Annotated in this window: 16 protein-coding genes and 1 pseudogene; 10 read left to right on the top strand and 7 right to left on the bottom strand. The window is 37.0% G+C overall.

The window, feature by feature from the left end; all coding sequences use genetic code 11:
• Nucleotides 1-269 precede the first annotated feature (269 nt).
• On the top strand, nt 270-2,663 hold the full coding sequence (locus C8N37_RS15270; RefSeq protein WP_108159698.1) for a TonB-dependent receptor domain-containing protein: 2,394 nt from the start codon (nt 270-272) through the stop codon (nt 2,661-2,663).
• A gap of 5 nt (nt 2,664-2,668) precedes the next feature.
• Nucleotides 2,669-3,910: a DUF4374 domain-containing protein gene (locus C8N37_RS15265; protein WP_108159697.1), complete on the top strand. Its 1,242-nt coding sequence runs from the start codon at nt 2,669-2,671 to the stop codon at nt 3,908-3,910.
• Between the two features lie 156 nt (nt 3,911-4,066).
• Here the strand turns inward: C8N37_RS15265 and C8N37_RS15260 are convergent, their stop codons facing one another.
• On the bottom strand, nt 4,067-4,696 hold the full coding sequence (locus tag C8N37_RS15260; protein ID WP_244914440.1) for a YdeI/OmpD-associated family protein: 630 nt from the start codon (nt 4,694-4,696) through the stop codon (nt 4,067-4,069).
• Nucleotides 4,697-5,224: 528 nt separating this feature from the next.
• Here C8N37_RS15260 and C8N37_RS15255 point away from each other — a divergent pair.
• On the top strand, nt 5,225-7,756 hold the full coding sequence (locus tag C8N37_RS15255) for a tetratricopeptide repeat protein (protein WP_108159696.1): 2,532 nt from the start codon (nt 5,225-5,227) through the stop codon (nt 7,754-7,756).
• A 297-nt stretch (nt 7,757-8,053) separates the two neighbouring features.
• On the opposite strand, the gene C8N37_RS15250 is transcribed toward C8N37_RS15255, so the two are convergent.
• The gene (locus C8N37_RS15250) at nt 8,054-9,010 is read right to left on the bottom strand and encodes an alpha/beta fold hydrolase (RefSeq protein ID WP_108159695.1); all 957 of its coding nucleotides are present in this window, start codon (nt 9,008-9,010) and stop codon (nt 8,054-8,056) included.
• A gap of 59 nt (nt 9,011-9,069) precedes the next feature.
• A complete protein-coding gene (locus C8N37_RS15245) occupies nt 9,070-9,813 on the bottom strand; it encodes a class I SAM-dependent methyltransferase (protein ID WP_108159694.1) in 744 nt (247 codons plus the stop codon).
• A gap of 338 nt (nt 9,814-10,151) precedes the next feature.
• Between C8N37_RS15245 and C8N37_RS15240 the strand changes: the two genes are divergently transcribed.
• From C8N37_RS15240 to C8N37_RS22675, 3 genes are all read left to right on the top strand, one after another.
• Nucleotides 10,152-11,084: an RpnC/YadD family protein gene (locus C8N37_RS15240; RefSeq protein WP_108159693.1), complete on the top strand. Its 933-nt coding sequence runs from the start codon at nt 10,152-10,154 to the stop codon at nt 11,082-11,084.
• A 234-nt stretch (nt 11,085-11,318) separates the two neighbouring features.
• On the top strand, nt 11,319-11,498 hold the full coding sequence (locus C8N37_RS15235) for a hypothetical protein (protein WP_108159692.1): 180 nt from the start codon (nt 11,319-11,321) through the stop codon (nt 11,496-11,498).
• An 83-nt stretch (nt 11,499-11,581) separates the two neighbouring features.
• Nucleotides 11,582-11,767, top strand: a complete 186-nt coding sequence (locus C8N37_RS22675) for a hypothetical protein (protein WP_146171083.1) — start codon at nt 11,582-11,584, stop codon at nt 11,765-11,767.
• A 102-nt stretch (nt 11,768-11,869) separates the two neighbouring features.
• Here the strand turns inward: C8N37_RS22675 and C8N37_RS15230 are convergent, their stop codons facing one another.
• A complete protein-coding gene (locus C8N37_RS15230) occupies nt 11,870-12,844 on the bottom strand; it encodes a glycoside hydrolase family 43 protein (RefSeq protein ID WP_108159691.1) in 975 nt (324 codons plus the stop codon).
• Nucleotides 12,845-13,289: 445 nt separating this feature from the next.
• Between C8N37_RS15230 and C8N37_RS15225 the strand changes: the two genes are divergently transcribed.
• Nucleotides 13,290-14,375 (top strand): glycoside hydrolase family 43 protein, encoded by a 1,086-nt coding sequence (locus tag C8N37_RS15225; RefSeq protein WP_108159690.1) that lies wholly within the window; start codon nt 13,290-13,292, stop codon nt 14,373-14,375.
• 450 nt (nt 14,376-14,825) lie between these two features.
• Nucleotides 14,826-15,275 carry a nuclear transport factor 2 family protein gene (locus C8N37_RS15220; protein WP_108159689.1) on the top strand — a complete coding sequence of 150 codons (450 nt, stop codon included), beginning with the start codon at nt 14,826-14,828 and terminating at the stop codon, nt 15,273-15,275.
• 50 nt (nt 15,276-15,325) lie between these two features.
• Here the strand turns inward: C8N37_RS15220 and C8N37_RS15215 are convergent, their stop codons facing one another.
• Nucleotides 15,326-15,880, bottom strand: coding sequence for a hypothetical protein (locus C8N37_RS15215; RefSeq protein WP_108159688.1), 555 nt, complete (start codon nt 15,878-15,880; stop codon nt 15,326-15,328).
• 135 nt (nt 15,881-16,015) lie between these two features.
• Between C8N37_RS15215 and C8N37_RS15210 the strand changes: the two genes are divergently transcribed.
• Together C8N37_RS15210 and C8N37_RS23110 are read left to right on the top strand one after the other, a co-directional pair.
• Entirely contained in the window at nt 16,016-16,231 is a 216-nt protein-coding gene (locus tag C8N37_RS15210; RefSeq protein WP_108159687.1) for a hypothetical protein, read from the top strand.
• A gap of 356 nt (nt 16,232-16,587) precedes the next feature.
• Nucleotides 16,588-17,661 (top strand): annotated as a pseudogene (locus C8N37_RS23110) (PD-(D/E)XK nuclease family transposase).
• Between the two features lie 251 nt (nt 17,662-17,912).
• On the opposite strand, the gene C8N37_RS15195 reads toward C8N37_RS23110, so the two are convergent.
• Nucleotides 17,913-18,434, bottom strand: coding sequence for a hypothetical protein (locus C8N37_RS15195; protein WP_108159684.1), 522 nt, complete (start codon nt 18,432-18,434; stop codon nt 17,913-17,915).
• 205 nt (nt 18,435-18,639) lie between these two features.
• Nucleotides 18,640-20,082, bottom strand: coding sequence for a serine hydrolase (locus C8N37_RS15190; protein WP_108159683.1), 1,443 nt, complete (start codon nt 20,080-20,082; stop codon nt 18,640-18,642).
• Between the last annotated feature and the right edge of the window lie 27 nt (nt 20,083-20,109).

Raw genomic sequence — 20,109 nt, 5'->3', positions numbered from 1 at the left:
AATAGGGCGATAAATTCTATTTATAATGGTTCTTAATAATTTTTAAAAATAGCTTGTAGAATAGGAATTTCTTTTTACATTTGCTTTGTTTATAATTAATCTAAATAAGCATAAGTATTTCAAATGAAAAAATACGATCTATATTATCCGATCTTACCGTATTCAACAATGCACAATTATGAAATAAACGCAGTACAAGTTATTCATTATTTAATGGAGCCCCACAACCGTTGCAACTAGTCATCTTACCAAATATTATATCAACCAAAATGAATTATAAAACAACCTCCTTCACCAAATTAATATGTTTATCTGCCATCTTTTCCATACTCAGTCTACAGGCATATGGGCAAAATAAGGGTGTAGAATTTAGTGGTTATGTGCGCGATGGCCATGGGCAAGCAGTCAGTGGAGCGACTATTCGGGTTAGCAAGCAGACCGTAGTCGCTGATAATGAAGGTAAATTTACTATTGACAATTTACAGGGAAAAGAAGTAACCATCGAGATTACCCAAGTCGGAAAGAAAAAAATCAAACAGGTAATCTCACTCGCGGAGCGCGCCAATCCGACCATATTCACGATGGATGACGAAGGAAAAATCTTAGATGCAGTTGATATACTTGGTCTTTCCAAAGTAGATCAGACGAATAAACAAGCTTACAATGTGACCGCTATCGATGCTAAGAAGCTTCACAATTCATCGACTGATGTAGGCCAGGCGCTTAATCGTATATCAGGAGTCAAGCTTAAGGAAGCTGGTGGTCTAGGATCGCAAATGTCGATTTCTCTCAATGGATTTACAGGCAATCAAGTTAAACTATTCATGGATGGGTTGCCCTTGGACAATGAGGGTTCATCTTTCCAGTTGAATAACATTCCGATCAACTATGTGAGTGCCATTGAGGTCTATAAAGGTGTTGTCCCTGTCTGGCTTGGTGGGGATGCTATTGGCGGAGCTATTAACTTAGTGAAAGCCACCAATCCGGGAAAATATCTAGATGTATCGTACTCCTATGGTTCATTCAACACACACCGTGCTACTGTCAATGCTGGTTATATCGGTGACAATGGATTTACCATGGAGCTAAATGCTTATCAAAATTATTCAGACAATAATTACTGGGTAAACGTCGATCTGGTTGACAAATCCACAGGAAAATACATTCCGACACGAGTACGTCGATTTCATGATAATTACAAAAATAAGATGGTCAACTTCAACATGGGCTGGTCCAATAAATCCTGGGCAGATCAATTATTGTTCGGTATTAATATTGGAGATAATAGGGCTGATATTCAAACTGGAAATCGCATGTATGAAGTTTACGGTGAAAGATTCAAGAGGGGAAATCTGCTCCAACCAACCATTCAATATAGAAAGAATAATTTTCTGATATCAGGATTGGATGTATCATTAAGAGCTAACTATGACTTTGGGGAAGAAACCGTGGTAGATACAGTTTTCAAAAGGTATTTTTGGGATGGAAGCTGGGAATACAAAGCCAAACCTGAAGATGTAGGTGGTGAACGAAGTCGACAGTTTGACAAATACAAAAACAATAGAGGCAATGCTGCACTCAATCTGAAATATACACTCAATGAGCATAATCACCTCTTTTTCAACAATACGCTCAAGACAGCAAATAGAAAAACAAAAAGCGAATTAGATCCCGACAATCCGATATACGATCAATCTTCAATTACCAATAATAATATTGCTTCTTTAGGCTTCTACAATAATGCTGTAGACAAACTGGATTACAGTATTTTTGTCAAATACTTTTATCAGAAAGTAAAAGGCTATCAGTCGCCTACACCAGGGGAGTACTTGCCATTAGATGCTACCAGAAATCTTTTTGGCTATGGCATGGCGACTTCCTATTATCTGAAGCCCAATATGCAACTGAAGCTATCATACGAAAAGGCTTATCGCATACCCGAGCTCAACGAACTTTTTGGCAACGTAGACGCTTTGGAAGGAAATCAAAATTTGAAACCGGAAAGTTCTCACAACATCAATCTAGGCATTAACTATCTGTTTACGCTGCACGAAAAAAATGCCTTTAACCTTAATGGTGGTTTGATCTATAGAAAAGCAATGGACTTTATCCGTCTTTCCAATAGCAACACCGATTTCAATGGAATAATGCGTCAGATATCCGAAAATATCCGTGATGTCAACAATTTAGGATTTGACTTTGACCTTCGCTATTCTTTCGATAAAAAGCTTTTTATTGGTGGGAATTTCACCTATCAAAATCTGCGCAATGCAACTAAACGTGAACCTGGTAAAGAGGAAATCAGTGTCTTTTATAAGGACCGTATTCCCAATATTCCTTATCTGTATGGTTCAGCGGAAATCTCCTACATGATCAAGGATCTTTTTATCAAACAGTCGGCACTAAGCTTGGGTTATAGCTTATTTTACGTGAAGTCATTTTATCTGAGATGGCCTTCCGCTGGTGCCGCAGACAAGGAAGTGATACCTACCCAAGTATCCCAAGATGTTAATATAACGTATTCGTTCCAGAATGGGCGCTATAACATTGGACTTGATGTGCGTAATCTCACCGATGCGACCCTGTACGATAATTATATGCTGCAGAAACCCAGTAGAAACTTTAACATCAAATTCAGATATGTCCTTAACAACTTAAAATAAAATATATGAAAATAACTTTACACACCTCCATTGCAGCTCTAGGAGCAGCGATGATGTTACTGGGTTCATGCAGTAAAAGCAAAGATTCAGGTACAATCGATTTAGGTAATGGTACAGATACAGGTAAATCTAAATATGTTTTTGTCGTATTTTCAGATGGTTCTGGTGGAGAGGCATCGCGTTACATCATCAGTGCTGATGATATCAAAAGTGGAGAGATCAGTGTCAAGAACAATGGGGTAGAAACAAATGCTTATTCATTTCTTGCACAAAACAACACGCTATTTGGTATCACCTATGCAGACCAAGGGCCTACGCAACCCTATAAACTTGATGAAACTGGTGTACTTCGGAAATATGGTAATCAGGTCAATACCGAATTTACAGGAGCTTATACCAAAATTGGTGAAGATGCCTATGTCGGTATTTCTGTTGCAAGGTCTTTAGAAAATCCAGTTGCGACACTTTATAAATTTGATGCAAAAAAGTTAATGCTTGCCGGTAGAAATTCTGTTAATCTGGCCAAAATAACAGGAAACGGAGAGATGGCAAATTTCAACGGACTATTTGAAGTAAACGAAAAGATCTATATGCCTTTTAATTGTTCACCAGGAGTAACAGGTCAAGTAACTAAATATGTGGACAGTACCTGGATCGCAGTATTTAATAAAGGGGATATGGCTTACCAAAAAGTAATCCGCGATGGCAGAATGGGTCCAATCGGAAACTGGTTTGGTATGCAAGGTGTGCAACAAATCGAAAATGGTGATGTATATGCATGGTCTACTTCGGCAGGAATAACAGGTAAACCTTCCACCAAACCATCGGCCATTATCAAGATAAATGCTACAACAGATCAAGTTGATCCAAATTACTACTTCGACGTACAAGCAAAAACAGGTAAGAAAATTGCCCGTGGCACACATATCAAAAATGGAAAGTTTCTGATGACCTTCTACCAGACTGAAGTGACTGGCGGGGTAAGTGGAGGTATTGTCAACTTGGCCATAGTAGATGTTATCAATAAATCTGTGACCAATGTTACCGGAATTCCCAATCATGCTCAAATGCCCTACGAGAATAAGACTTTTATTGAAGAAGATGGAAAAACAGCATATTATGTCTTAAAAGACGATAACCAAGTATTATATTCTTATACCATTGATACCGAAAAAGCAACAGCTACAAGAGGTATCAAGTTTACAGGAATACAGGATGTAACTTCTATCTCCAAATTAAAATATTAGTTCCAAAGATGTTTTAAAATAAAAAAAAGATGCTTTCCATGGTCAGAAAGCATCTTTTTTTTATTTTAACGGTATATCATCACTGTTGGACATCTCCTTCGACACAGTTTTTGGTACATTCCCTAATCAAACTGAGTCAAGTATATCTGTTGTATTCTATCGCAAGTGTTTGGGTTTAAGATTCTGCTCTGCACTTTTTACAACTTCGTCAATGCGTTTTTTTCGGGTTTCTTGACGTTTGGCAAACAAGATCCACCCTAATATTATTTTTCTTGCCGATCTGCTCAAGCTGATGAAATATTCTTTTGACCCATTGTGTTTTTTAAATGCTATCTCTAGATCTTTCGGGATGATCAGTTCTTCCAATTCATCTAACATATTCCAAGAACCATTATGTTTAGCGGTTTCAATACTATCAAAACCTGCTTGAGTCATGAGTCCATTTGCAATAAGTTGTTGAACTTTTTCTTTGTTGATTTTTGACCAGTGGCTTTTAGATTTACGTTTGGCAAAAAACTGCATATACGAGCAATCGTCTATCGTTTTTTTTGTGCTGTCAATCCAACCAAAGCACAGTGCTTCATCAACAGCTTCACTCCAACTTATGGAAGGAATATGAGACTTTTTTGTGTAATAAACAAGCCAAACAGATTGTTTGGACTGATGGTTTTTTTCCAACCATTGTCTCCAACCCGTTCTGCTTTGAGGACAATATGTTTCTACCTCTCTGTTGAGCATTTTGTAGTATTCTATTGCATTAGATCCTGTATCCATTACGTTTGGCATTTTTAGATCTTTTAAAAATTAATTAACAAAGCAAATTTAAACGTGAAAAGTGACAGCCCTATGTCAGGAGTCTACAATAAATGATCGGTATCCAAATATTCTTTTAGGATCATTTTATCTAATCCTGTAAACTTTTGTAGTGATTCATTATGGTAGCCAAACTATAAAATGATCTCTATCATTTTGTAACAAAAGTACTTCTACACTAATTTAGGATTTCTGAAATGTGTCCAACTATTAAAATTAGCTTTTGTGCTTTTTGCTATAAAATTGATCATTTCACTTCTACTTTTCTTCTTGGCTCTAAAATTGTTTCAATTCAGTTGCTGATAGCAAGCAAATAAATAGGAGATCTCAACAATAAGATTGATATGACTTATAAATTGCCTTTTAGGGGCCAATTTTTTAATGACTGTTTATACAATATTGTTAGAATTATTTAGTTTTGACCCTACTAGCTAAAGGATGATGACAATATTGCTTCATCGGCAAAGGACATTTAGAAAAACCCAGAAATACGGAAGAACAATGATATGGATAAAAAGAATTGACCACAACTACCTGAAATACCTATTTACCGCAGTGATTTCAACTTTGATGGTTACGGGATATGGGCAGCAAGTGGAGAAACAGCAGAAAGAAAAGCAACAAGTGGATGAACATCAAATTAAGACGATGGATTCCATTGATGTCGTACGCGACTACCGACCTGTGCTGGCCGATGCCGTGAAGGTTCGCAGGAGCCCAGATATGAGCCATATCAATCGGGAAGCGATTGAGACGGAGCTACGCCAAATAGCCACAGCTACCTATTTTGCAAATAAGACATTCAAACAAGCTTATTACACGATATTGCTTAAACAGCATCCAAACGCTTTACGGAGCAATATTGACAGTTACCGTATCAGCTATCTGGCTTACCAAGCACGTGAATATCCAAGAGCGGCCTCTATTTTGGAGTCGCTGGAAGCTTCGGATGCCTTTTATCAGGGTTCGATCATAACTTTAGGTCATATTGCACTGGAAACCGGCGATAAGCAACGCGCACGAAATGCATTTGTCAAAGCGATGAAGCTAGATTTTGATCCCCAACTGAAAGCAGATGCGCAATTTAACTATGCCAAAATCTTGTATGCAATGGACTCCACCCAAGCCGCTCAGAAAGTTCTAGAAAAATATATAGTTCAACAATATGGAGGTCGTGAACCAGGCGCTCAAGCACAAGAAAGTGCGGAAATACTATCCGCTCAAATCTTATTGGGGACGAGTAACTTCCATACTGGAGTAAGTCTGCTGGAATCGTTGAAAGATAGAGGGCCGGAAGTCGATGCTACCTATCAAAAAGCAACGTACTATCGCGGATTGGAGTTTTATAACGAACGCGCTTTCGAAAATAGCATATCGATATTCATGAGATCGGAAAAATTTCCGATCGATGCCAAAATGGCTGCGCTAGCTACGTATTGGAAAGCGGAAGCGATGTATGAAGTGCGCAAATACGGGGAGGCGGTAGAAAACTTCTCCCGATTCCTACGGTTGCCCATTGCAAAAAGCACCGACGTATATAATTATGCAAATTATGGACTGGCTTATGCAGCGTTCAGAAGTAACAGTTTTCGTATATCGGCCGATTATTTTGAACGCTTTTTAGCTGTCGAAGGAAGTTCGCTAGATGAAAATATACGTCATGACGTAATCGCACGTTTGGGCGATTCGTATTTGTCCATGCGCAATTACGACCGTGCCAACCAATATTATGATAAGCTTATCAACAGCAAAACTTCCAACCAGGACTATGCATTGTTCCAACGAGGTGTTATCTTTGGATTGCAGGGAGACTATGAAACCAAGCTAAAGATCCTGCAGTCTGTTTTGAAGCAATTTCCTGCTTCGAACTATGCAGATGACGCCGCTTTTGAGATCCCCTATACCTATTTCACTACGGGAGATTATGATCGCGCTATCGATGGTTTGCAACGGATGATCGAAAAGTACCCGCGCAGCAGCTATGTGCCCCGTGCGTTGATGACCATAGGGCTCGTGCAGTATAATAAAGATGATTCCGAAGCGGCGAAAGCCACTTTTAAAAGTGTTGTGGAGAAATATTCCAAAAGCAATGAGGCACAGCAAGCGATGCGTTTTATTGAAAACATCTACCTCGACCAAGGGGATGCTACGAGCTATATTCATTACGCAATCGGCACCAATGTCAGTAATCTGAGTCCTGCGGAGCAAGATAATATGGCTTTTCAAGCAGCCCAATCCCTGTTTGCCAAGCAGCAATACGCAGCTTCGGTGGAAGCCATCAATGCGTATTTTGATAAATTTCCTAAACCCAAACAAGAAAAATATGCCCGTTATATCCGCGGGGTGAGTTCGTACCGCACTGGGCATTCAAAGGAAGCACTGCACGATCTGAATATCATCCTAAACGACTGGACAAGCAAGTATACAGAAAACACTTTGCTGACAGTGGCTGCGCTATATCTAGATCTAAAAGAATACAACGAGGCAATTGTGCACCTCAAAAAATTGGAGCTCAATTCAGAGTATAAAAAGAACTATGGTTACGCAGTAAGTAACCTGATGATTTGTTATTTCGAACTCGGTGATATGGAGCAGATGGCCAAGTATGCGAAGTTGATAAAGGATTACGATGGCGCATCGCAGGAGGAAATTGCTAAAGCTCATTTATACAGTGGAAGGGTATTGCTACAACAAAAGAACATCGTGTCTGCCATGAAGGAATTCAATTTGGCTGCTCTGAAGAGCCAAAAGGCGGTCGGCGCAGAAGCGCGATACCGTGTTGGGCAACTGCAGTATGATAACAAGGAATACGACAAAGCCATTGAAACAGCCTTTGAGGTGATTAACAGTGAGGAAGAAAATGCATACTGGGAGGCCAAGAGTTTCCTATTGCTTGCTGATAGCTATGCGCGTAAAGGCAATGCTTTGCAAGCGAAGAGTACGTTGGAAAGTGTGATTGAAAATTATGAAGAAAAAGATGATGATATCATTCCGTCAGCAAAAGAACGTTTACAGAAATTGAACAAAAAGTAACATTGAAAATATCGAAAAACTGAAATAGAACATCAAAATAAAATAGACAGAACCGTTTGGGATGACCAAGCGGTTCTTTTTGTGCAATTCCAGATCATTCCTTCTTCTATGGATGAAGGGTAGTTTTCTGTTTTTCGATATTCTAATAAAATCTGTTTTTAGGATAAACATTTCTTTTAGTCATGAAGAGAAGAAAAGCAAATCCTCATGAGACAAGCTGACAAGTTGTTCCAGTTGTTTTCTAATAAAATCCATAACGTATATTTTTTATCACATCAAATTGTAATTATATTTTGCTCAATTATTTTGTTTTCCTAAAAACGACTCCAGCTCTGCTACAATGCGTTTCGATTGAGTATGATGTAGATAATGAGAACCCGGCAATAAGATTAGTTTTCCCTTATCCACGCTGTTGGCTTGCTCTTGGTGCAGTTCTGTCCAGCCTTTGACAGCTGAGTTTTCGTCTGCAAATAATAAAATTGGCAAATCCTTCGGGAAAGCTAGTTTTTGAGCATCTTTAAAACTAATAGTCAATGATGTTGCTTCTCTGTCCAAAGTATTGTTTCCGGTTACTTTCATCGTGATCATGTGTTTTTGTTCAAAACGGTGTGCTTCTGATTCGTCTTTAGGTTTTTCATCTCCAAAAAACTTTAAAAATGCACGCATTACACCTGCTTTGGCTAAAAAATCCATAGGTGCCGAATTATAACCCGGCCACGGTTGTGTTGGCACACTGCTATCAATACCTACAAAAGCGGTTGCTTCACCTGGATACTTGTTGATATATGCTAAGCTGTAAAGTCCGGCAATGGAATGCCCCATTAATATAAAACGGTTTAGATTTAATTGCTTCACCACTTCGTGGATTTCTTCCGCCATATTATTCAAACTGCGTTCACGCTTCGTTTCACTGCTCAATCCATAACCAAAAGGTTCAATCGTGATCACTGTATATTTCTGGTCTAATTCTTTGATTAATGGTTCAAAATCCAATCTTGGGCTTGCCGTTCCAAATCCGGAGAGTAATACAATCGTATCTGCACCGTGGCCATCTATTGTCACATTCATTGTACCGTCAAAAATTTTTATTTTTTGACCATAATCTTCAATTTTATCGGCTTCTCGACTTAAATTGATCCGATGAATCACGAATGTTGCGATGAGTAGGATAGCGATTATCACTACAATTCCGATGATTGTTTTCAAGAATATTTTTGCTATTCTCTTTATGAACGAAGGACGGTTTTTATCCATTTTTTTTTAATTTCGGTATGTGCACTATAAAACAGGTTAATTTCATTAAATCGTTAATATCATTCCATACTGATTATTCTTTTGCTACCTACAAAAATCATTTCATCACTTTTGTCCGTATATGGATTTAATTGCCAGTCCCCATACAAATGGTTAACACTTAATTCTGCTTGATCAAGTAATGAATAGATTTCTTCTTTCATAGGGAAAGATATCTGAGAAGAAGCCACCCACCTTTTATCAGTATGCAAAACCTCATAAAAGGTTTGGTATGTTATAATTTCATCTTTCGCTTCCCAATCATTCCATGCTTTTATGATTCCGTAATTAGGATGCTTAAAATATCGAATCGACTCTTTTTCTCCCCATGTAGTCCATTCTTGCACTAATGGATTTCGACTATCAAAAACGAAAGTTCCATCATCTTTTAAGTGATTTTCGATATTTTTCAAGAGTTTTAAACGATCATTTTCAGTTAACAGCGTCTGAAAGCTATGACCCGATAAAAAAATGAAATCAAACTTCTTATCAAATGAAAATGATGAAGCACTCGCATGGATCCAATTGACGTTTGATGTTTTTTCCTTCGCTATTGTTAACATCTCTACAGATATATCCAAGGCGTATATTTCTTTACATCTATGGATAAGCTCGCTTGCTAATGTACCTGTGCCGCAGCCTATATCTAAAACGCTATCATCTATTTTTACGAAATTACTTATCACATCATAACTCTCTGACCATGGATTATCATAGTCATAGAATTGCACCAAATTTAAATCCTGGTATAATTTATCAATCATTATATTTTAATTTACAACCTAAAGTCAGATTTTTGAACCTAAAATAAGATATATTTAAGCAAATGTTGCATTGTACTAAAATTCATTAACAGTCTTATACAACGGAGTTCCTAATGTTAGTAAATTATTTATTCTTCTATTGAATTAAGTATACCGTTTTGTACCGATGATTGTTTATTTTTTAATCGCTCTTCAACATGATTAGAAGCACAACAAGCTCGCGCTCACTATCCTTTAAATTTCCCATTTTCTCACAGATTTTATTTGCTAAAAATATTAGTCTTACTATTCTTTATTTTGTATCTTTACTATAGTAACCTTATTATAAACAGTTTATTATGAGTAAATCTTCCAATCCCGTTGATGATCTGCTCTGGAAGTCTATTTTAGAGCAGACTTTTGCGCATTTTTTAGCGTTTTTCTTTGCCGATTCAGCAGGTATATTTGATCTGAGTAAACCCTTTGATTATTTAGACAAAGAGTTTGAGTCCTTATTTCCTCCAGAGCCCAACGGCAAGGGAGTGCGTTTTGTAGATAAGTTGGTCAAAGTCTATTTGAAAGACAGCGGTGAGCAGTTTGTGCTGTGCCATATTGAGGTACAGTCCAGTAGAGGCAAGGGAGATCTTGCAGAGCGCATGTTTCGATATTACTATAAAATATCCGATAAGTATCAGGTTCCAATCTCTGCCATTGCTATTCTTGCCGACGATAACCAAAGTTACCATCCATCTGTTTATGTTAAGGAGTTCATGGGCACCATTCTCCATTACCGTTTTAATAGTTACAAGGTGTTGCATCAGGATGAGGTCGCATTACGTACTGATGTTAACCCATTCGCAGTTGTGGTACTGACCACATTATTGGCTATCAAGAATAAAAATATCAGTGACGAAAGACTGAAGGATATCAAGCATGATCTGTATGATGAGATGATGAGTCGCAAAATGGATAAGAGTACGCGTCAGGGTCTCTATAATTTTTTAACGTATTACGTAGGCTTTGAAAATCAGGGTAGTTTAGCTATATTTGAGTCAGAAATTGAAAACAAATTAGGAAGGAGTAATATAATGGGCACTCAAGAATATTTATTGGATAAAGCAGAGAAGCAAGGTATTGCTAAAGGCATTGAGAAAGGGCGTTTAGAAGAGCGTGCTAAGCTTAAGGCAGAAAAGCTTGCTATTGCATTAGAATTTAAGAAAATGGGTTTACCTGTAGCAGATATTGCTAAGGGTACCGGTCTTGCCATCGAGGAGATCGAAAAACTGAAGTAGAACATATTTTCAAAATATACAGAACCGCTTGGATGACCAAGCGGTTTTTTTGTGACCTTCACCTACCTATTTCCACCATTCACCGAGTTTTTAGTTGGTTTAATCTAATTGTCATAGGGTAGGGTCGATTTACATCCTACTTTTGAATCAACAATTGCTTTTAGCAAGCACCAGGGTTTGAGTTGGTTGATGTGGGGCTGATGCAACTTAATAACAATATAACATAAAGACAATATGAACACTTTAGCAAAAACATTAGTAGCAGCAGCCTTGATCGCAGTATCTACATGCACTATGGCAGCAGCAAAACCAGCAGGAGACAACTCTACAAAAGCAACTGTCAACCTATCCACAGCAGATCTAGCCATTGATCATTACGTAGCCGTTATGACTGAGGGCAGTCAGCAGGAGTAGAGCAACTGTTCACTTCCGACTTCAACCAAAAAGTACATGCATCAAAAGATAAGACCAACAGCCGTCCAGAAGTTATTTCCTTCTTGAAAAAACAAAAAGGCCAGCAGTTGAACTGTAAAACAAGCACCACAATCGTTGAGCAGTCAAGTGATTATATGCTTGCAAAAGTGACCCAACAATTTGAAGGATTTACCAAGACCGACTTAGTCACCTTGGTCAATGATGGCGGCAACTGGAAAGTATCCCAATCCATCAACTCGTATAAGTAATTTACTGTTTAATCATATGTTTAGTAAAAGCCACGTCGCAAGATTTGGCTTTGCTTTTTAGTATCCTAAGCTGTGTTGCCCGATTAATACGGTTTAACATCTTTATTTAACAATTATCGGTCTAATAGGTTCTCCAACAATGCTGATTACGCCATCAGATGAAATTGCTAAAGCATTAATGTAAGATGTCCGTGGAGCGACACTTGTTGAGCTGGCATGAGCATGGTATATATATTTATATCCGCCATCAGCACTTATAAATGGAGCTCCATGACCTGTGCCGAGCAATCCCGATGCTGAGGGATGGTCTCTCCTTAGGATGGGGTTGCCACTATATTTCTTCCAAGGACCTTTGGGTGAACTGGCTGTTGCATAGCCTACGGCGTAATCCTGGCTTTCAAAATGATTGGCAGAGTAAATTAAATAGTACGTGTTGCCTCGTTTTAAGATCGACGGCCCTTCGACGACTGTAGCTTGCTTCTTCTCCCATGGTTCACTTGCGCTCATGCATTTTGTGAGCGTTTCTGCTTTTATACTTTGTAAATCATTGTTCATCTCAGCCATCCAAATGACATTTCCATCCGTAAATCGGACATAAAATAAATATGGAGTTCCGTCATCATCGATAAAAAGAGAACTGTCAATTCCTTTTTCTTTGGCAATAATAGGCTTTTTTTCTTCTTGAATAAAAGGCCCTTCCGGGCTTGAGGAAGAAGCCACACAAATATGTTCATCAACGGAGTAGAACATGTAAAACTTTTTCTTAGCGGTTACGTAATATACCTCTGGTGCCCAGAACCATCGTGTTCCCCAAGAGTCTTGAGGGGAAAGTGCTAAATTTTTATTACGCTTCCAATGTTTGAGATCATCGGAAATATAAACTTCAAAACCATCTATGCGGGTGCCATATGCATAGTATTTGCCATTATGGAATAATACGTAAGGGTCTGCAATAGGTAGCTCGTTTTCGATAATTTTAATAGACTTATCATCATTGGCATTACAATATAACGATAGTATAAAAAATAAACATATAATCGATATTAAACGATAAGGAATGCTTGTCATAATTTTCATTTTTTTGAATTCAAATCTTGTGAAGAATTGGCCATAAATTCAAATACCGATGAATCTGTTGATCATTTTGCTCACACATGATACAAATTGGAATGATTTTGAATAAAATGGGCAATATGATGTAAAGTTTAATTTACATTTTTACGTGATATAGATTTGTAATTGGGCTTCAATACAATTATAAACAAAAAAAATAAAATTGATAAATAAAAAGGTAAATTACAGAACCTGAGATGAATAGTCTATCGGTAGGTATGAATAGCCAAATTGTGAACAGATGTAAACAGATGTGAAATTAAAACAGCGCTTTAAGTTTTTAGTTTATTCTATTGAATTATTGTCGATTGGGGAGATGATAAAGGGAATCGATTGATGCCTATCTAACGATCGAACGATCTGGTTCATTGGGCGGAGGTGGGCACTGTATTTAAAAAATAATTGAAATATGATTACTAAAAATGTATGTTTATTCTTATTGATGGGTTGCTGGCAGTTGTTTTTCTCCACCTCAAAAGCCCAATCAAATAATCCACTCGATGTTGCTTTTGGTGACCCATTTGTACTCTATGATCAAGAAACAGATGCCTATTATATGTATGGTACTGGTGGAGTAGAGCATGGTTTTGTAGCCTATTCTTCTAAGGATCTAAAACAATGGGAGCATAGGGGGACCGTGTATACCGCTCAGCAAGATAAAAGCTGGGGGACGAAAGATTTTTGGGCTCCAGAAGTATATAAGCGTGGAGGAAAGTACTATATGTTTTACAGTGCACATTGGAAAGAAAATCCGAATGATGAATTAGAAAATTATCGTATTGGTATCGCAACCTCAACCCATCCTACAGGCCCATTTATTGATTTGACAGGTCGTCCGTTATTTGACCCCGGATATCCCATTATTGACGGTAATGTGTACTTTGCTGAAGATGGACGTTTGTATCTTTACTATTCCAGATGCTGTTATAAAAATCCAGTTCAATCGGAGATTGCAGCTTGGGCAAAGCAACAGGGGATGTTTGATGAAATAGAAGAAAGCTGGATATATGGAGTAGAGCTAGCTTCAGATTTTTCGCATGTAATTGGAGAGCCAACATTATTGTTACGTCCTCCTATCTCCAGGGATGATAAACAATCTGAATGGGAGAGCAGGTCTGTGACTTCAGGTGAAGTGAATAGAAGATGGACAGAAGGATCCTATCTCTTTAAGCATAACAATCTCTATTACATGATGTACTCCGCAAATCATTTCGGAGGAGAGAATTATGCTGTTGGCTATGCAACAGCCTCAAATCCACTTGGCCCATTCGAAAAGTCTGCAACAAACCCTATATTACAAAAAAACATATCCCATGGAGGTATTGTTTCAGGGACGGGTCACAACAGTCTTTTGAGAGATAAAGAAGGCAAAGTATGGTGTGTATATCATGCCCGCACGACTAAAACAGGCAGTCAGCGCTTAGTATTCTTAGATGAACTGAAAATTTTACCTAACGGTCAACTTATAGTGGACGGTCCAACTGTCAAACCTTAAGAAAGCTGATGTTTTCAGTTTATTGTATTGCGACTTTGATGAGATAGGAAATACCATATAATAAATTAAAATTCAAAAAGTTGATTATTGATTATATTTCAATAACATTATACATAATAATCCAGATTCAATATAGAGAATACCATTGTTTACTTAAATAGTGGCATTCTCTATGTTATTATGCGCCATATACTTTTTTGTTGCTACTTGTTTTCTATCTTGAAATCGTTCCTCCGCAAGATTAAATCCATAACACACATGCCAACTTTGATCTGCAAATTTCGCATTTCTTTAAAGAACTTATCTTCACCTCCCCATTTCCACCATTCACCGAGTTTTTAGTTGGTTTAGTCTAATTGCCATAGGGTAGGGACGAATTACACCCTACTTTTGAATCAACAATTACAAACATGTATAAACAAAAAACTAACAATATAATACAAAGACATTATGAAAACTTTAGCAAAAACATTCGTAGCAGCAGCCTTGATCGCAGTATCTACATGCACTATGGCAGCAGGCAAACCAGTAGGACACAACTCTAAAAAAACAACTGTCAACCTATCCACAGCAGATCTAGCCATTGATCATTACGTTGCTGTGATGACCGAAGGACAGTCAGCAGGAGTAGAGCAATTGTTTACATCAGATTTTAATCAGAAAGTACATGCTTCAACAAATAGGATCAATAACCGTTCAGAAGTAATCTCATTCTTGAAAAAGCAAAAAGGCGAGCAGTTGAACTGTAAAACAAGTGCTACAATCGTTGAGCAGTCAAGTGATTATATGCTAGCCAAAGTAACCATGCAGTTTGACGGATTTACCAAAATTGATCTCGTGACATTAGTCAATGATGGTGGTAACTGGAAAGTATCTCAATCTATTAACTCGTATAAGTAAGTTAAGTAAATTTCATATGTTTAGTAAAAGCCACGTCGAGAGATGTGGCTTTACTGTTTTTTATAAAATTCAATATATTTCTGTATGGTTCTTTCCATTTGAATTATATCTAAAATTAACAGCTTAAAGGTCTGTTTTGCATTTTTATCTGTTTGGTTATTATTTAAATAAACAAAATTCATCAAAAACTCTCTTTTACTATTCAATAGATCTTTAACTTCTGCTATATTCGACAATATCGTTATCTTCTCATAATCAATTAAGTCAATTTTAGTATTAGATACAGTTTTCCAAGCATTGATTTTAATTTGTGGAATGTAAATTCCTTTACATTTCATTACAACATCCGACACTTTAATATTTTTGTTGCTAGCGTAAAAGTTTAAAGAATCAATTAAAGACTCCTGGATAGGTATTTTTTCCAGAATATCTTCATTAGTATCCTTTAATTCACTAGCTACAGTGGAAAATACTTGTTTAATAAATGCTTTATCCTTTCTTTCGGAATTCCAATTATCAATAAAAAGTGCGATTAAAATTCCTGCGATTACAGGAATAATTTCCTTGATAAAATGAATACAATAATTTCTAATTTTTTCCTTCATTAACGGTGTTTTGGTATGAATACAGGTAACGGCTGTTTATATAAAGATCCAAAAATTTAGTAGATTTTAATTCTTTACTAGGTAAATGTACGTGATTTTTTCGATACATTCATAAGGATTGGAGCATAACTAGAAATGCTTAACCCTAAAAAATCGGTAATCAACCTATCCACAGCGGATCTAGCCATTGATCATTACGTAGCCGTTATGACCGAAGGACAGTCAGCAGGAGTAGAGCAGTTGTTTACATCAGATTTTAATCAGAAAGTACATGCATCAAAAGATAAGACCAACAGCCGTTCAGAAGTAATTTCCTTCTTGAAAAAACAAAAAGGCGAGCAGTTGAAGTGAAACAAGCACCACAATCGTTGAGCAGTCAAGTGATTATATGCTTGCAAAAGTGACCCAATAATTTGAAAGGTTTACCAAGACTGACTTAGTTACCTTGGTCAATGAGGGAGGCAACTGGAAAGTATCTCAATCCATCAACTCGTATAAGTAAGTTAAGTTTAATTATATGTTTATTCAAAGCCACGTCGTGAGATGTGGCTTTTCTATTTCCTGTTCTTTCTGAAAGGATGCTCAATTTGCAGTAGCCGACAGCAAACGACTACTGTCGATTACAAACGGTTAATAACCGACTAATATTTTTAGTTTTTATCATATTTGGGTTTTTCAATTAATGACTTAAGCAAACCACAAAAATTATGTTAGCCCATTCAAAACCCGTATTTATTGATCCGACCACCGATGAGGGATTCAAACGTTTATTTGGAGACAAGGTCAACCTGATCAACTTTCTAAACATCATCTTTCGTGGTCGTAAGACCATCACAGATCTTACTTATCGAGATACCGAGCGCATCGGAGCAACGGAGGAGATCGGTAAGGTTATCTTTGATCTGGTTGTCCAGCTCAGTACAGGGGAGGAAATTATTATCGAGATGCAGACCAGTACACAGACCAATCTCAAGCAACGCATGCTTTATTATGCTAGTAAGGTGATTTCAGATACAGCACCCAAAGGAAACCGGAAAGCCTGGGGGTATGCCATTCCCGAGGTTTACACCATTGTACTGATGGATGGCTTTCATATGCCAGGAGGTGATCGGAGTACATATTTTCATGATACCTGCCTGTGTCATAGAGATTCAGGACAAATATTTTGCTGGAAAATTTTGATACTTTTTGGTCAGCAGGAGACTTTCCTTACAGTTGCTTGAGTATGCAACAGTAACTCAATTAGTTTTACGAGGGTTTCGGCTTTATCTATTTAGAATCCCGAAGGGATCTATCATTCCATCAAGAAAAATTATTTATGATAAATTATTAACTTTGTTAAAAGCGAAGCAGAGGTTGAAGATGAACTCGACAAAGTATTCTTTATGCTCAAGAATATGTCAACGTTAAAGACCTTGCCACGAATTATGAATTCGACCGTATTTCAGCGGTTCTTTCAGTTGGCCAGCTACGCAAAATTGACAAAGGAGGAACGAACTATGTATGATATTAGTTTAAAACGTAAATGGGATGCCGAAGCAGTGCGGATGTATCAACAGGAACAAGTTGAAGGATTAGAAAAACAATTGAAAGAGGCTAAAAAAGCAGCTAAAAGAGTTTCAATAACAGCTAAAGCTGAAGGAAAAGCAGAAGGTCTTGCTGAAGGCGAGTATAAAAAAGCTATAGAGACAGCTTTGAGGCTTAAAGAGATGGGTTTACCTGTCGATCAAATTGCTAAGGGTACAGGGCTTTCCATTGAAGAGATCGAAAAACTGAAGTAGAACAGGATTCTAAAATATATAGAACCGTTTGGGATGACCAAGCGGTTTTTTTGTGCCCTTGTTACTTACAAGTGGGCGACACTCAAATAACCATTTTTTTAAAGAGTCTTATTTAGTGGTAGGAAAGTTTTATTAAATATGTTGGTCATAATTTTTAAAACACAGCTTAAAAAAGTAATTAAATATGGATCATCGTTTCCGCAGAAGTAGCAACATTAATTAGCTGGGATCATAGAGGTTTACGATACCTATCAGCGAATACGAATGGTATTCATATCTTTCATATTTCTCTCATTACGTACCTTCAATGTTAATATATAAAGATCATCCAAGTCACCGATAAATTTAACAGGAGAAACAAAGATCGTCATGATATTACTGATGTCGACATAAATTGTGTTGGGATCATCCTGAATTATTTTATCCTCGATCTGAAAAATAACTCGATCCGATTGCACATTGGTATACTTCTTTCTAAGATCAGATAAAGTAATAAATTCTGGTTTATAATCAGCAGTTATCCCTATTACGATAGCTTGTTTTTCCTTACTAGCTTCTACCGTCTTTATACTATCGGTTTTCAGCGTTAGTCCAGTTTCACTAGCATATAGCTTGCCTAAAACCTCTATCTTCGCCAAGTCTCGTTCTTTAAGATCTTTATAGATTACTTTCGGCAGTCTGTCTGTAATACTATATTGATTGTTGGTATGTTGGCCATAGGTTAAAGTTAGCCCAAAAGATGACAGAAGCGCGAATAAGAATATTTTTTTCATTTTTGATCTTAAAGTATTATCCTAAACTACAAAATACGCTGTTGACTTACAAATAAAATCAGCTTGATGAGTTGTTGTTTAGATGCTAATGTAGATAAACGAGGCATAGTCGCCATACACCATGCTGACAGCAAGTCGAACAGCACGTTATATAAAGCCCGAAACCATTTTCTGATTATCGGATTCTAATTCCCGAAAAAACCGATTATTTTTTCATTATTTTATCAATTTTATTGATCATATCTTTCGAATTTGTATTCTCGGGATACAGATCAAGTGACTTCTGATAGTTCTGTCTTGCTAACTCAAATTGCTCGTTTGTAAAATATGCTTCAGCCATAGAATCATAAGCGTTCGCAGAATTTGGGTTTTCTTTCAGATTCAATTCAAATACTTTGATTGCATTTTTCAAATTCTGATTATTCATGAGATTATATCCGATCGAAAGTAATCTGTTTTCGAAGTTTCTTGTCGGATATTGGCTTTTTACCGAATAATAGTTTTGTATTGCTTTTTCAAGGTCAACTTTATAAAAATCAGCTGTTATTTTTTCATCTGCCAGTAAATTACTATCTCTTAAGTTTTCATCAATTATTCCTGCGACGTGATCTATAACTTGTCCTTCCACATTATAGTTCTTATAGCCATTTGATAGAAAAATAATGGTCAGATCATGATCAATGAATTTTCTAAAAGCCGTCATATTTCCACCACTGAACCCAAATGATTTTATCTTGTTTGTTTCATAACTATCCCACCCATACAGAAAACTGTTTGTTGTGTCTTTAAACGGAAAGGGGCTCCACATCGCATTTTTTGTAGCAGGGCTTAGAAGTATATTTTTGTCCAGTCTATCATTCCAAGCGATAAATTCCTTCAGTGTAATATTTAATCCACTCCCTGAATTATGAATCTTACCATGATCAGCATTAAATCGCTGGTATTTCTCAGTTTTAAAATCAAAGCGATGATGGTCAACTCGATCAGGAATAAATTCTGAGGAATTTGCTGAAAAAACAATGCCTTTTTCGACAGTAGGGAATTGCCCCTTCAACACATAATCTTCAAATGTTGCTCCGGTTATTTTTTCAATTATTTTCGTAAGCAGGCAATAGTTAGTTTGATTGTAACTGAAATGATTACCAATTTCAAATTCAATAGGCTTTTTGTATAAACGGTTCCATTTTTCGGTTTCTTCCAACGCATACGGAATATCGTCAAACTTTACAATATCCGGCAGGCCCGATGAATGTGTTAATAGATTTTTGACTTTAACATCTTGCCATCCAGTCGGAAGATTGTCCAAATATTTAGAAATTTTGTCGTCTAATGATAGCTGGCTTCTCTCTATAAGTTGAAAAACACTAACTGTCGTCATTATCTTGGTTGTGGAATACAATCTAAAAGTACTATTTTCAGATATGTTCAAATTGTCAGCTAACGAACTTTTCCCATAATACTTTTCGAAAATCACCTTTCCGTCTTTTATAGCAGCAAGAGCTGTACCCGGTATTTCATTAATGTCAATTATCTCCTTTAAATAATTGTCTATTTTTTGTGTTAATTCGGTTTCTGAACTATTTGATTTTTGACTAAAGCACAAAATCGTTAAGGAGAGGAAAGTTATGATTAAAGCTGATTTTTTCATTGATGGTCATTAAAATTCGAGATTTTT

The sequence above is a fragment of the Sphingobacterium faecium genome (assembly GCF_003054045.1).
GTDB classification, from domain to species: domain Bacteria; phylum Bacteroidota; class Bacteroidia; order Sphingobacteriales; family Sphingobacteriaceae; genus Sphingobacterium; species Sphingobacterium faecium.
Note: the sequence above shows the minus strand (reverse complement) of the source record. Positions and strands in the feature narration are given on the sequence as shown.